This window comes from Paraburkholderia sp. DHOC27 (assembly GCF_003429005.1).
Taxonomy (GTDB): Bacteria; Pseudomonadota; Gammaproteobacteria; order Burkholderiales; family Burkholderiaceae; genus Paraburkholderia.
In genome coordinates, this window is the sequence record NZ_QVQV01000003.1 from 208,784 (window position 1) to 221,495 (window position 12,712).

Consider the following 12,712-nt stretch of genomic DNA (forward strand, 5'->3'; position numbering starts at 1 on the left):
CCGCGCATGGCACGAATTACAAACCAGTCCTCGGTTCATACGGCTTGCCCGGATGCTGCGCAATCGCCTGGAATTGCGGCGCCAGCAACGCGCTGACGCTGGTCTTCTGCTGATTGTTCAGGCTATCGTAGAACGTGATCCACGCATTTGCGGATTGCTCACGCAAGGCGTCGTCTTCCTTCTCCACCTTCACATGCGCGGCGTGCACGGCGCGCAGATCGATGATCGACTGCTGATCCGCCGACTGCATCTGTTGCTGCAACTGGTCTTCATTCATGCGGGCGCTGACGTGGCTTTCCTGCATGGTGTCCAGCGCCGTTTGCCACAGGTTTTGCTGCGTCGGCGTCAGGTTCAGTTGCGGCGCCAGTTGCTTCATTGCCGGGATGAACTGGCTGGTGGGCGTTGCGTCGATCGGCGCGGCTTGTGCCACGCCGATGCTGATGGCCAACGCGGCGAACGTGGCCACGAACATCCGGAACGTTTTGCTTTTCATCATCTTCTCCTCGTCGATTTTCGACTGGCCCTCGGGCCTGCTGGCGGTTGGATCCGGTTCAGTCAGGTGACTGCCGAATCCATACTCAGCATCGTATTCGTGGAGAATTAGCGAAAAATGAGGCGCGTGGCCGCCTCGCGGTCAGAACATGGGATGCGCGTCGGGATAAAGCGCAGTGCGCAACGCAAGTCCACCGAGCACCACGAAGATCAACGCCGCGAGAATGTGTACGGCCTTGGTCGGCAGACGGTCTGCGAACTTGTGACCGAGGTAGATCACAGGCACGTTGGCCAGCATCATGCCGAGCGTGGTGCCGGCGACGACGCCGAAGAATTCGTGAAAGCGGGCCGCGAGCGCAATGGTCACGATCTGCGTCTTGTCGCCCATCTCCGCCAGAAAGAACGTAACGGCAGTGGTGCCGAAGACACCCATCGAATCTCGCGCGGGTACTGCGTCGGCGTCGTCCAGTTTGTCGGGAATCAGGATCCACACGGCCATCACGGCAAACGACGCCACCACAGCCCAGTTCAGAATGTTAGGACTCAGAATGCTCGCCAGCCACGCTCCCAGTGCGCCAGACGCTCCATGATTGATGAGCGTCGCAGCCAGCACGCCAAGAATGATGGGAATGGGCTTGCGGTAGCGCGCAGCAAGCACCAGCGAGAGCAGTTGGGTCTTGTCGCCAATTTCGGCGAGGCCGACCACACTGGTAGAGACGAGAAAGGATTGCATGGGGTTTTGTTGTACCCGGGCCGCGCTGAAAAAACGCGATGACGCACATTCCGGCGACCCGGTTAGGTCGGAATGCGTGTCATCGGTCTTGCCAGGCATTACGCTGTGCACGCCATGGTGAGTCTTGCGACTGGCCAAGTATGTTGACGTGCACCCTCGAACATCGCGTTCGAGGCGGCTACTCCCCAATGAGAAGGTGCGATTCTATCGTGCGGGGTGTGACGGAGGCAAGTCGCGAGGGGAGCAAGCCGCAACTCCGCCCAGCCCAAACGAAAGCTTGTTGAAAGCACATCGCTGCGATAGACTGGGCGCCATCTTTTGGGGAGTAGCCTTCCTTCCAGCGCGGAAGGAGAGCGCGTCAACATACTCGGCGGGTCGCAAGATCAACCGTGGCGCGTTCGACCGGTCGGTTTGGCGAGACCATGGGTGCATGCGTCGTTCCTGGTCGGACGGCGGCAATTGCGCCGTGGTTCGTCGACGTCCGACCTGGAGGGCTCATGTTCTTCTTCGCTTCCCGTGTTCCTGTTTGCTTCGTTGCGCGCATCACGTATCGCGTCCTCTTGAAGGTCGGCAGTGCGTTTGCGCCTGCTCGTCCAGGCGGAGGCACGACATGATTCCGCTGTTTCTCGAACTCATTCTGATGCTGGCGATCATCCTCGTCGCCGCGGAAGTCTTCACGAACGCGCTGGAGCATCTCGGCGAACGCCTGAAGATTTCCGAAGGCGTGACCGGTTCGCTGTTCGCCGCGGTCGGCACGGCGTTGCCTGAGACGATGGTCCCGCTGCTGGCGCTCGCCGGTGGCACATCGAGTCAGCGCGTGAACGAGGAGATCGGCGTCGGCGCGATCCTCGGCGCGCCCTTGATGCTGGCCACGCTGACCACTTTCCTGATGACACTCGCCATCCTGCGCACGCGTGGCTTGCGTGGTGTCGTAAAGCCCGAGCGAAGCGGTCTGACGCGCGATCTGAACTACTTCCTGGCGGCCTTCGGCCTCGCCGCTCTTGCGATGTTCGTGCCGCACGACGACTGGTACGTCCGCGCGCTTTTCAGCGCGGTGCTGGTCGGTCTCTATGTGTTGTACGTGGTGATGACGTTTCGCGCGTCGGAGAAACTCGTGGAGAGCGGGCACGGCACGGAGGCGCCCGGCACCATGTTGCTGGCGCGGCTCGGCGTGCCGGTCAACCTCGGGACCATCATCGTGCAACTGGCGCTTGGCGTGGCGCTGCTGGTGGGCGGGGCGAAGGGCTTCATCCACGGCGTGGAGGGCGTGTCGCACGCGCTCGGCATTTCGGCGCTGCTGCTTTCGCTCATCATCATTCCTATCGCGACGGAATTGCCCGAGAAGGTCAACAGCATCCTGTGGATTCGCCGCGGTAAGGACACCCTGGCATTCGGCAACATCAGCGGCGCGATGGTATTTCAGGGCACGCTGCTGCCTGCGATCGGCATTTTGCTGACGCCGTGGGAGCCACGCGTCGAGGTGCTGACGGGCGTGGTCATCACGCTCGTTGCCGCCGCCTGGCTGCGCTTCAATGCCAGGGCGCGAGGTCTTGCGGTGGGCGCGTTGCTGGTGAACGGCGTGCTGTATCTCGGCTACCTGGTGGTTACATTGACGCGCTAGGCGTCGTATCGAGCCGCCGCCGCTGCCTGACAGACGGAGGTTCACGGTTCGCGGTTCACATTCGTGTTCTGCGTATTTCGCGGTGTCTGGCGGCAGCGTTCCGGGTCGAGGCACGCCGCTTGCTGCAACGAGAGCCATTCCATGCGAAATGGTCGACGGTCTTCGGACACGTCGCCCCGTTCGTGCCTACCGCCCGACTACGGGCGGTTCGTGGCCGGAATGCTTGCTTGCCGCTCACGCGAATTCATCCCACTAGGAGGGAAATATGGACCCGGTCTCACATGGCATCATCTTCTGGCTCATCATCGGCGGCATTGCGGGTGCGCTGGCCGGCCGTATCGTCGACGGCGGCGGCTTCGGCATCATCGTGGATATCATCGTCGGGATTGTCGGCGCCTTCATTGGTGGCTGGCTCGGCGGCGCGCTCGGCCTGCACCTGGGCGGCGGCATCATCGGCTCACTGATTACGGCGCTGATCGGGGCGGTGATTCTGCTGTTCATCATTCGCCTCTTCAGTAGCGGCCGTACGCGATCGCTTTGAGCGCCGTTTTCACCGCAATGGCCACGGCCTTTTGAAAAGACTTCCAGCGTCTTGATGTATTGCGCGGTTGATTGAACGCAGATTGCGATGCTGGAAACACAGCGGGCACGTCCTTTAGAGCTTAAAGGACATGCCCGCTTTTCTTCGTGCTGCGTTTTTCATTGACCACGCGCCTTCAAAGGCGCGCTTCTCGCCAAGCGCTTGGAACCCGGCGCTGACAACTGCGAATTGAAGACTGAGCGGCGCGCGAACGGAAGGCTGAGCGACACGCGAACGGCATGCAATCACCACGCCGTCCGCGCGAACCGCATTCAGCGCACGCGCCTTCGTTGATAAACCACGGCGCCGATCCCGAGCGCCGCGATCGCGACGAGAACGATCAGCAGAATTGCCAACGGATTCGAGCCGCCGCCAGCAGCAGGCGTATCCGCAGACGACGCCACGCTTGCCGTCGCTGGCGCAGACGCCGCCGACACGGCCTGCGGCAGCGCCACCCCATAGGCACTCCCTTGCCGCGACACCGGCACGCTCGACGACTGCTCGCTGGCCGCCGCCGCAGCCGTGCTTGCGGTCGTCTGCGGTGTACCGGGTGTAGCGGAAACGCTCGATGCCGGCCCCAGCGCCTCCGACGCGTTCATCACCGGCGCCGGCGCAATCTCGCCGACGGGTGGCGGCGCGCTCACCGCAGGCGCCGCCGCGCTTTGCTCGACGGCCTTGGTCGCATTGCTCCAGGCAGCGAACACCGTGTCGATGCAATGCACGTCGGTACAGGCATCGCGCTTTTGCTTCCACGCCGCGAGATCGGCCGCCGAGAGCTTGCCTTGCTGAAGCAGGCTCTGCTGCCCGGCATAGATGCCGTCGTACTCGTGATTCAGGATGGCGTGATCGCAGATCACCCGCTGGCCGGGCTGCTGCGCGCTCTCGCATTGAATGTCAGTCGCCCATGCGCTGGCGCTACAGAGCAGCAAAGGAATCAGGAACGTGCTTTTGAAGCTGCTTGCGTGCAATGGCAATTCGCCCTCCTCGGAGCACAGGTCAAGTTATGGATGTGGCCGTCACCCGGTATGCGTCAAAGCCCAGGCCAACGCGCCCTACCGATGATCTGACAGCAATCAGTGCCGAAAGTCCCCCAGACCTTTGCCGGTCCAGCGTTTTAATGCGCGGCGGAAGTTGGCAGCGTCGCTGAAGCCCAGCAGCATGGCGATATCTTCCGTGCTCATCTTGGTCGTCTTCAGATATTCCGTGGCCAGCGAGCAGCGCACGTCGTCGACGATCGCGACGAACGACGTGCCTTCCGCCTCCAGCCGTCGCCGCAGCGTGCGGCTGGTCATCTTGAGGGTATCCGCGACGATATCCATGCTCGGGAATTCACCGGGCTTGCTCATGAGGATCTGATACACCTCGCCGGATGCACCGGTCGAAGTCTTCGCCTGGCCAATCAGCCGGTCGCACATTTCCTGGATCAACGCAGCCGAATGCCGGTTCGCCAATTGCGGCTTTTGCTCGAGGATCGCGCTGTCATAGACCAGTTCGCACTGCTCCTCGCCGAAATAACACGGACAACCGAGGTACTTCGGATAGAGATCCGCATACGCCGGTTCAGCATAGGAAAAGCTCGCCCTGATGGGCGGGCAGCTATGACCTGCGACGTCCTGCAGATGCGTGACGTGCTGGGTGAACTGCTGCTCGATCAGGAATTCGCCCAATTCGCGCGACGGGCTGGAGATGAAGGCGTCCGGGAAAGTCCACACGGCGCGATCCGGGTATTCGGTCCAGACGATCGTCACGGTGGGCGTGGCGAGCCGATGGTATTTCACGCCGAGCCTGAAGTAGTCGCGCAGCGACAGACACGACATCAGCGCGTAGCCATACATGCCGTACGCGGACAGATGCAGACGCGAGCCCACCTCGAAGGGCGTGGCGGGGTCGTGCGAGAGCGCCACGGCGTTCTTGCACACCGCCGCGTACTGACGCACCGACGTCAACGTGGCCGGCGCATAGAGCTGATCGGCCTCGATGCCGCTGCCCTTCAGGCTGTCTTCAGGCGCCACCCCCTGCTCGGCCAGTACTTCCACCAGCGCCGCGATCTTGTAGGGCGCGTAGATACGCTCGTTGAGCAACGGCAATCTCGGCAACACGACGTCTCCTCAGAATGTCCCGCAATGACATTCACCTGTCCGGAAATGACCTTACGGAGCCGATCCTATCCGACTATGATCGGTCTCACAAGGGGCGAGTCCGCAGCCATCCACGGCAAAAGGCCGTCCCAGACCAGATGCCGGAGACAGCTTTGAGCAACACCAACCGAAAAGTCATCATCACCTGCGCCGTGACAGGTTCTGCGCATGTCCCCTCGATGTCCGAGTACCTGCCGCTCACCCCGGCGGATATCAAGGCGCAGGCCATCGAGGCGGCTGAGGCCGGCGCGGCGATCCTGCATTTGCACGCGCGCAACCCGGAAGATGGCCGGCCCACGCCGAGTCCCGAGATGTTCCGGGCGTTCGTGCCGGACATCGCCAGGGCGACCGATGCGGTCATCAATATCACCACGGGCGGCAGCACGCGCATGACGCTCGACGAGCGGCTCGCCTACCCGCGCGTGGCGCGTCCCGAGATGTGTTCGTTGAACATGGGTTCGATGAATTTCTCGCTTCATCCGGTGGCGGCGAAAATCTCGTCGTGGCGTTACGACTGGGAGAAGGAGTACGTGGAAGGCATGGAAGACATGATCTTTCGCAACACCTTCCGGGACATCAAGAACATTCTCACGGAGTTCCGCGAGTACGGCACGCGTTTCGAGTTCGAATGCTATGACGTCGGACACCTGCACAGCCTCGCGTACTTCGTCGATCAGGGCCTCGTGAAGCCGCCGTTTTTCATCCAGTCGGTGCTCGGCATTCTGGGCGGCCTTGGGCCGGACCCGGAAAACCTGTCTATCATGCGCGCCACCGCCGACCGCCTGTTTGGCCGCGAGAACTATCACTTCTCGGTGCTCGGCGCCGGCCGGCATCAGATGTCGCTCGTGACGATGGCCGCGATCATGGGCGGCAACGTGCGCGTTGGCCTCGAAGATAGTGTCTACATTTCGAAGGGCGTGAAGGCGCAGACCAATGCCGAGCAGGTGCGCAAGATCCGCCGCATCCTCGAAGAGCTTTCGTTTGAAATCGCCTCGCCCGCCGACGCCCGCGCGATGCTTGGGCTCAAGGGCGCCGACAAGGTTTCGCTCTGACGCATCACATCAGGATTCCGAATTTTTTTCATCACGTTGTTTAATCCGGCATTCGCATCGACAAGCGGCGCGTCTCACGCAGCCGTGACAACAAAAAGATGCTGCCTTTGGTTGGAGACACCATGACTACCGTTCCCGTCGACCACAGCCTCGGAGAAACGCACTGGCTTGCCACACGCAAGGCCATGCTGCGCCTCGTCCCGTTGATGTGCGCCATCTACTTCCTGTCGTTCATCGACCGCACCAATGTCGCGCTGGCCAAGGCTCAACTGGCCGTGGACCTCGGCATTAGCGCCGCGTCCTATGGACTCGGTGCCGGCATTTTCTTTATCGGCTATGCCTTGCTCGAAGTGCCGAGCAACCTCGCCGCACACCGCTTCGGTCCGCGCGTCTGGATTGCGCGGATTGCGGTGAGCTGGGGCGTGCTGTCGACGGCCATGATGTTCGTGCAGGGCCCGATGTCGTTCTATGTACTCCGCGTGCTGCTGGGCGTAGCCGAAGCCGGGCTGTTCCCCGCGTTGATGTACATGGTCACGCTGTGGTTCGCGCCGAAAGACCGGCCGGTTGCGGTCGGCTGGATTTACACGGCGCCCGCGATTGCGTTGATCGTCGGTAATCCGCTTGGTGCAGGTCTGATGCGGCTCAACGGCCTGGGTGGTCTGCATGGGTGGCAGTGGATGTTTTTGCTCGAAGGCCTGCCCACCATCCTGATGGGTTTCTCTCTGTTTTTCCGGCTACCGGAACGGCCCGCACTCGCCAAATGGCTGTCGTCGCAGGAAGCCAAGGCGCTGGAGACGCACGCTGTCATCGACACGCACGGTCACGCCGAGCTGACTTCGGCGAACTGGATCGCCGCGCTCAAACGCCCCACCACCGTCCTCATCAGCCTGATCTACTTTCTGAACCAGGTGGCGTTCGTGGGGCTGTACTTCTTCACGCCGTCCATCGTTCAGCAGATGCATGTCAAATCGCCCATGCTCGTGGGTTTTCTGTCGAGCAGCGTGGGGATCGGCTTTCTGGTGGGCGTATTGCTGCTGCCGCGCATTCACCGTCGCCTTGATCGTGACTGCGTCTACCTCGGCGTGCTGACGACGGGCCTCGTGATCGCCGCCTGTGCGTTCATCTCCACGAGCAATCAAACCGCGCAATTGCTGTTGCTCGTCGTCACCGGATTTTTCGCAGGTGGCGTGCTGCCGTCATACTGGGCGATCGCCATGAAGCGGCTGCAAGGCGTGCAGGCGGCCGCGGGGCTCGCCTTCATCAATACGGTTGGCCTGCTGGGCGGCTTTGTCGGCCCTTACCTGTTCGGCCTGGCGGAGACAATTTCCGGCCGCAGCGATTCGGGCTTTAATGTAGTCGTCGCAGCGGCGGTGCTGGGCCTCGCGCTGGTGCCGCTGCTGGCCAAAGCGATCCGCGCCGAAAATCGCGCTGCTTCGTCGGATGGGCTTGAACTCGTGTGAGTCTTGCGTGGGCCTGGTCCCGCGCAGATTCACACCTCAACACGATGGAACATGACTGATGAACACCTTTGATCTTTTGAAGCCGAGGCCCGGCCTGCGGGTATTCGTGTCCGGCGCGGCGGCCGGTATTGGCGCGGCGATTGCCGAGGCATTTCTTCAGGCCGACGCGACAGTCTACGTTTGCGACGTCGACCCGGCAGCTGTCGCAAAGGCGAAGGCGAAACATCCGCGCCTGCATGCCGAGGTCGCGGACGTGGCGAACCGCGAGCAGGTGGATCGCATCATCGACGATGCGCGCGCCAAACTCGGCGGGCTCGATGTCCTGATCAACAACGCGGGGATTGCCGGCCCCACCGGCGAGGTCGAAACGCTCGACGCCGAGCAATGGGAACGCACGATCTCCACCAACCTGAACAGCCAGTTCTATTTCTTGCGGAAGGCGGTTCCGGTGCTGAAGGAAACCTCGGACTGCCCAAGCATCATCGCCATGTCGTCGGTGGCGGGCCGCTTGGGCTACGCGTTTCGCACGCCGTATGCCGCCACGAAATGGGCGATCGTCGGGCTGGTCAAATCACTGGCTATCGAACTTGGACCGAGCAACGTCCGCGTGAATGCGATCCTGCCGGGCGTGGTGGAAGGCGAGCGCATGGACCGTGTGATTGCCGCGCGCGCGGAAGCGCAAGGCGTTAGCTTCGATGCGATGAAAGAGGAGTATCTGCGCAAGATCTCGCTGCGCCGGATGGTGACCGTGGATGACATCGCGGCCATGACGCTGTTTCTGGCTTCACCGGCTGGGCGGAATATTTCCGGGCAGGCGATTAGCGTGGACGGGAATGTGGAGTATTTGTAAGTTCAGTTGGCAATGAAAAAGCCCCGGGTCGCTTCCAGGTTGTTCAATCTGGGAGGAAGGCCGGGGCTGGTTTGAAGCGGTGTTGGGTGTTCTGGTTGGTCAAGCTTAAAATGCTTTCGGCGGGTTGGACTGTAAAGAAATGCTCACAGCTCAAGCTAGGTCTAGGGATCGCTGACGTCTTACTTCCTCTACACATGGTGTGTATCAATGTCACCCAAAAAATCACCGCAATGCCGCAAGCATGGTTGCTCGGAAGTGCCGCATATTGACGGCCTATGTGAGCAGCACCATCAGGAACAGGCCATCAATCAATGCGCGCGCCAAGACGCGCTGGCCCTTCTGCATCGTAATCTAGTTGATGGGATGGGAATAACGAACCCCGAGATTCGCGACGAGCAAGTTCGCCTCGGAGATTGGTGGCCCCGAATTTGCCATTCGTTGAACGCAAATCGCCTCGATCCAACTTTGCAGAATGAGACCGAGTACGCGCTCGATTGGTGTATCGCAATCGCGACAAGCCTCGTTGACGAAGAACGCCGCTTCAGACTAAGGGGGCCTTCAGACGACAGTATGAAGCGTCAACGAGACTTGTTTTGGCGACGGTTTGTGAACCTCGAGGCTGGTCCGATGAGCAATGACGTACCCGGGTCATAGCGCCAACGCAGCCCCATCGACCGGGTCTCAAGAAAAATACAGTGTGCATCCAGGGACACCGTCGACCTCAGGTGTCGTCCTGATTGATCAATCTACTTATCCAGATGCGCCGTCGACCCGTTTGGAACGTGAACGACGGGGAGCCGTCGCATCTCGGTCAGTCTCTGACAGCACTCGCGGAGTCGATTTTGTCGCCCGCGGTTTCTTGGTCGCGCGCTCTGAGGTTGACGCACTTCGATGTGAGGGAGGGGCGCCGATATGCTCGCATGCGACGACGAGCTTTTGGGCGTAAGAGAAAGCTGCCGTGCGAACAACGCCTTCCGTAAAAAAGCCCAACCAAGCGAGAAGCATGATGAGTCCAACAGCAAGCGAAACCCACTCGCCCCCCGAAAGCATGCGCTCTACATCGCCGGCGAGATGAAGTCGAGCCAATAACGATGTGATGCCGTGTCGCAGAAGTATCCAGCCAATGCAACCCGAGGCAACTGCCACGCCAAGCCATCTTAGCGCGTGGCCATTGCGACGAAATCCGTATGCGATGTTGTCGTTCTTCAGCAGCGGATATTTTTTGTCATCGCGTGTGTTTTCGCGCAACCAATTGCACGCGGACGTATAGAGCACGTCAGCAGCTGCAGGGTTTGCCATCTCCGCATCCCTTGATGGTGGGAACGGTTTGCCCACTTTGCTTTGAAGTATTTTGTGATAGCGCGACTTCGACAGGTCGTCGAACGTCGCGTCCGTATATCTCAAAACCTGCGTACTAGGAGGCCCACCCCACCTGCTCCAAAGCGCCTGCTCCTTTGCCTTGCCTCGGCTTCGTGCCCAATCCGCGAGCATTACCCAGCCGCCACAAAGACCGATAGTCGACACCACGGTCCCCAGTATGCCAAGCGAATTCCCATACAGCGCAATGATTGCAATAACTGCGGGAAGCAGGACAAGCAGCGCGGGCGCGAGTCGTGCGTTGCGGTCGTATCGGTCACCAAATTGCGCTAGAACTTTGTCGATAGCGATAGTCACTCTTCAACCTCTTCATAAAAAGGCACAACTGTTGCGGCGACCCACCCGCTGCGAGCCGGCATACCAATGAAATGGCGGAGAGGTACCCCCTTCGTTTGCGCAACATTGAATCCTCGTCGCTTGAATGCGTTTGTCACCTTCCTCTTGGGATGTCGCGGAGCACGCTCCGCGGCCGACACGAATGCTATTTTCGTCGGCGCTGCCTGTGAATTCGCCCACGGTGTCCCGAAGAGCAAATCTAACGTTGCGGTGGAGACATTGTGGCGACCGCCGTGGTGAGGAATCTGGGCGAACGTGACCCGCGTAGGGAGGTCAATCCCGATGCTGCTTGCATACGTGGCGCTTGCTCGCAACGTATCAATGCCGGCGTCCCCAGTTAGCAAATAACCCCGCTCGCCAACTGAAGCAAAAAGTACGGCACTGCTTTCGTTTTCGGCCGACGTTGAAACCGTCTCGGGAAGGTTCTCCCCCGTCCACAACTCGGCCACAAAGCCCACAGCTTCCATCAAAAAGTTCGCTGCCGATTTCATCATTTCTTTGGCAGCCTGGAGTTCCGGTGATTTTTCGAACTCCGGAATCAGCTCGTGCACATAGCGGTACTGTCCAGGCGAGAGCACGGTGAAAATGCCGATGCGCGAACCAGCGAATGGTTCATAAACGGGAATTTGCTTCTTCTCTGCGAGCTTTTCCAGCGCGTAGGCAGCACCCATCTTGGCCTGCAAACGCTTTGCAAGACTATCGCTCGTGATTCGGCCATCGCGGAAGTAATGACGGATATCGTCGCTGTAATTCCACGGTTGATGCATCCACAGTTGGCCGACCGACAATTGCTCTAGCACAATCGAAAGACCACCAGCATGGTCATTGTCTGGATGGGAGTTAACCACAAAATCGACATAGGTCGTGCCGTAGTGAACCTTCACATGGTCAACCAATGCTTGGCCGGTGCCCCGGTGGCCACCGTCGTATACGAGCACTTTGTATTGACCATCTTCGAGCCACCGAACCGCGATAGCATCGCCGCTGTGTTCGCCATCACCGACTGGCAAAAAATCAATCTCAATGCCACTAACCATTCTTTCTCTCCATCGCCAAAGTTTTTAGTATCACCGCGCACTCAGCCCTCACTGAGCAAAGCAAGCCGCACGGCCAGCGCGAAGATCCGGGCGCGAACGTCATGTTGGGTGGACCAGCAGCGCCTTCAAGAGAAAAAAGCGGAAATATTTTCCGCACCATCGCGATTTAGCGTGTGAGCACACGAACCTTCTGCTCGACAGAAGAAAAGCAAACGTTTGGTTTTTTGCATTCGACAGCTCGTGTTAGCTGGGAAACATAGAGCCGCGTCCGATGCATAAGCTGCGCTTGCTAAGCGACGCCATATGGGTATGGCTGAGTTGCACGTCCATGTTTCCTTCAGGCCGAAGGCAGCAGCGCGAAAACGCCGAAGGCGCTGGACGACGCGCTCCGGGACCAACAGGGTAACGATGAGCGTGAGATTTGGCAGCTCATCGACAAGATGCACGCCGAGCAGAAGATGAAACTCGAGCAGGAGTTTCTTAAGCAGCGAACCGACCTGGCGGATGCCGAGGGCAAACCGGAATCGAAGGTGAAGAAAACAGCAACCGAAGGCCGGTGCATCGTTACCGACAAAATGGAGGCCACGAGACTCGCGCATCTTCACCGGCTACTTCAGCCGGTGCTCTTGATGGAAAACGATCTCGGGCAACGTTCACTACCTTCGATTCATTCCCAAGACCAGTTCGGCTTTCCATTTTGACGCTGAAATGGACGGCGAGTGCGTCGTTGACGCAGAGTTTTAATCGAAGGAACGAGTTCCAGCCCTAGATCCAATTGGCTAAGTGGACGACGTGCTTACTGTGCAAGGGAACGTTAATGTCAACCTTGAATTGGTTGGCGAATTGTCGTGTTCTTTGAAAAACGATATCGACAGAGATACGGTACGCATCGGCCACGCACTTGCTGAACGCGAGCTTAATGTAAGCAGCGAGGTGCTATCTACATTCGAAGATTTTAAAAACGGGGAGCCAGAACTCGTCGAAATTGAAATCGTTCCAACGACAGTCGAGGTCGTATTTCGGGGAGTAGGCCCAT

The 12,712-nt window shown here is 59.7% G+C and carries 12 protein-coding genes and 1 riboswitch; of the genes, 6 read left to right on the plus strand and 6 right to left on the minus strand.

Annotated elements, in window-relative coordinates; genetic code table 11:
* Positions 1 to 16: 16 nt before the first annotated feature.
* The gene (locus D0B32_RS12890; protein WP_147329520.1) at positions 17 to 496 is read right to left on the minus strand and encodes a hypothetical protein; all 480 of its coding nucleotides are present in this window, start codon (positions 494 to 496) and stop codon (positions 17 to 19) included.
* A 138-nt stretch (positions 497 to 634) separates the two neighbouring features.
* Entirely contained in the window at positions 635 to 1,225 is a 591-nt protein-coding gene (locus D0B32_RS12895; protein ID WP_117334834.1) for a TMEM165/GDT1 family protein, read from the minus strand.
* Positions 1,226 to 1,242: 17 nt separating this feature from the next.
* Positions 1,243 to 1,424, minus strand: a riboswitch (yybP-ykoY riboswitch).
* Between the two features lie 411 nt (positions 1,425 to 1,835).
* Between D0B32_RS12895 and D0B32_RS12900 the strand changes: the two genes are divergently transcribed.
* Together D0B32_RS12900 and D0B32_RS12905 are read left to right on the plus strand one after the other, a co-directional pair.
* Positions 1,836 to 2,846, plus strand: coding sequence for a sodium:calcium antiporter (locus D0B32_RS12900; protein WP_117334378.1), 1,011 nt, complete (start codon positions 1,836 to 1,838; stop codon positions 2,844 to 2,846).
* A 265-nt stretch (positions 2,847 to 3,111) separates the two neighbouring features.
* Positions 3,112 to 3,387, plus strand: coding sequence for a GlsB/YeaQ/YmgE family stress response membrane protein (locus D0B32_RS12905; RefSeq protein WP_117334379.1), 276 nt, complete (start codon positions 3,112 to 3,114; stop codon positions 3,385 to 3,387).
* Between the two features lie 311 nt (positions 3,388 to 3,698).
* On the opposite strand, the gene D0B32_RS12910 is transcribed toward D0B32_RS12905, so the two are convergent.
* Together D0B32_RS12910 and D0B32_RS12915 are read right to left on the minus strand one after the other, a co-directional pair.
* A complete protein-coding gene (locus tag D0B32_RS12910; RefSeq protein WP_259294989.1) occupies positions 3,699 to 4,400 on the minus strand; it encodes a hypothetical protein in 702 nt (233 codons plus the stop codon).
* Positions 4,401 to 4,499: 99 nt separating this feature from the next.
* A complete protein-coding gene (locus D0B32_RS12915; RefSeq protein ID WP_117334380.1) occupies positions 4,500 to 5,525 on the minus strand; it encodes an AraC family transcriptional regulator in 1,026 nt (341 codons plus the stop codon).
* Between the two features lie 152 nt (positions 5,526 to 5,677).
* On the opposite strand from D0B32_RS12915, the gene D0B32_RS12920 reads away from it, so the two are divergent.
* From D0B32_RS12920 to D0B32_RS12930, 3 genes are all read left to right on the plus strand, one after another.
* Positions 5,678 to 6,616 (plus strand): 3-keto-5-aminohexanoate cleavage protein, encoded by a 939-nt coding sequence (locus D0B32_RS12920; protein ID WP_117334381.1) that lies wholly within the window; start codon positions 5,678 to 5,680, stop codon positions 6,614 to 6,616.
* Positions 6,617 to 6,738: 122 nt separating this feature from the next.
* Complete coding sequence (locus tag D0B32_RS12925; protein ID WP_117334382.1) at positions 6,739 to 8,076, plus strand: MFS transporter; 1,338 nt, start codon at positions 6,739 to 6,741, stop codon at positions 8,074 to 8,076.
* A gap of 58 nt (positions 8,077 to 8,134) precedes the next feature.
* Positions 8,135 to 8,926: an SDR family oxidoreductase gene (locus tag D0B32_RS12930; RefSeq protein WP_117334383.1), complete on the plus strand. Its 792-nt coding sequence runs from the start codon at positions 8,135 to 8,137 to the stop codon at positions 8,924 to 8,926.
* Positions 8,927 to 9,676: 750 nt separating this feature from the next.
* On the opposite strand, the gene D0B32_RS12935 is transcribed toward D0B32_RS12930, so the two are convergent.
* Together D0B32_RS12935 and D0B32_RS12940 are read right to left on the minus strand one after the other, a co-directional pair.
* The gene (locus D0B32_RS12935) at positions 9,677 to 10,600 is read right to left on the minus strand and encodes a hypothetical protein (RefSeq protein WP_181969798.1); all 924 of its coding nucleotides are present in this window, start codon (positions 10,598 to 10,600) and stop codon (positions 9,677 to 9,679) included.
* Positions 10,597 to 11,676 carry a ComEC/Rec2 family competence protein gene (locus tag D0B32_RS12940; RefSeq protein WP_117334384.1) on the minus strand — a complete coding sequence of 360 codons (1,080 nt, stop codon included), beginning with the start codon at positions 11,674 to 11,676 and terminating at the stop codon, positions 10,597 to 10,599. Before D0B32_RS12940 ends, D0B32_RS12935 begins: the two co-directional genes overlap by 4 nt.
* 458 nt (positions 11,677 to 12,134) lie before the next feature.
* Here D0B32_RS12940 and D0B32_RS12945 point away from each other — a divergent pair, with 458 nt between their 5' ends.
* On the plus strand, positions 12,135 to 12,377 hold the full coding sequence (locus D0B32_RS12945) for a hypothetical protein (RefSeq protein ID WP_147329521.1): 243 nt from the start codon (positions 12,135 to 12,137) through the stop codon (positions 12,375 to 12,377).
* The last annotated feature ends 335 nt before the right edge of the window (positions 12,378 to 12,712 follow it).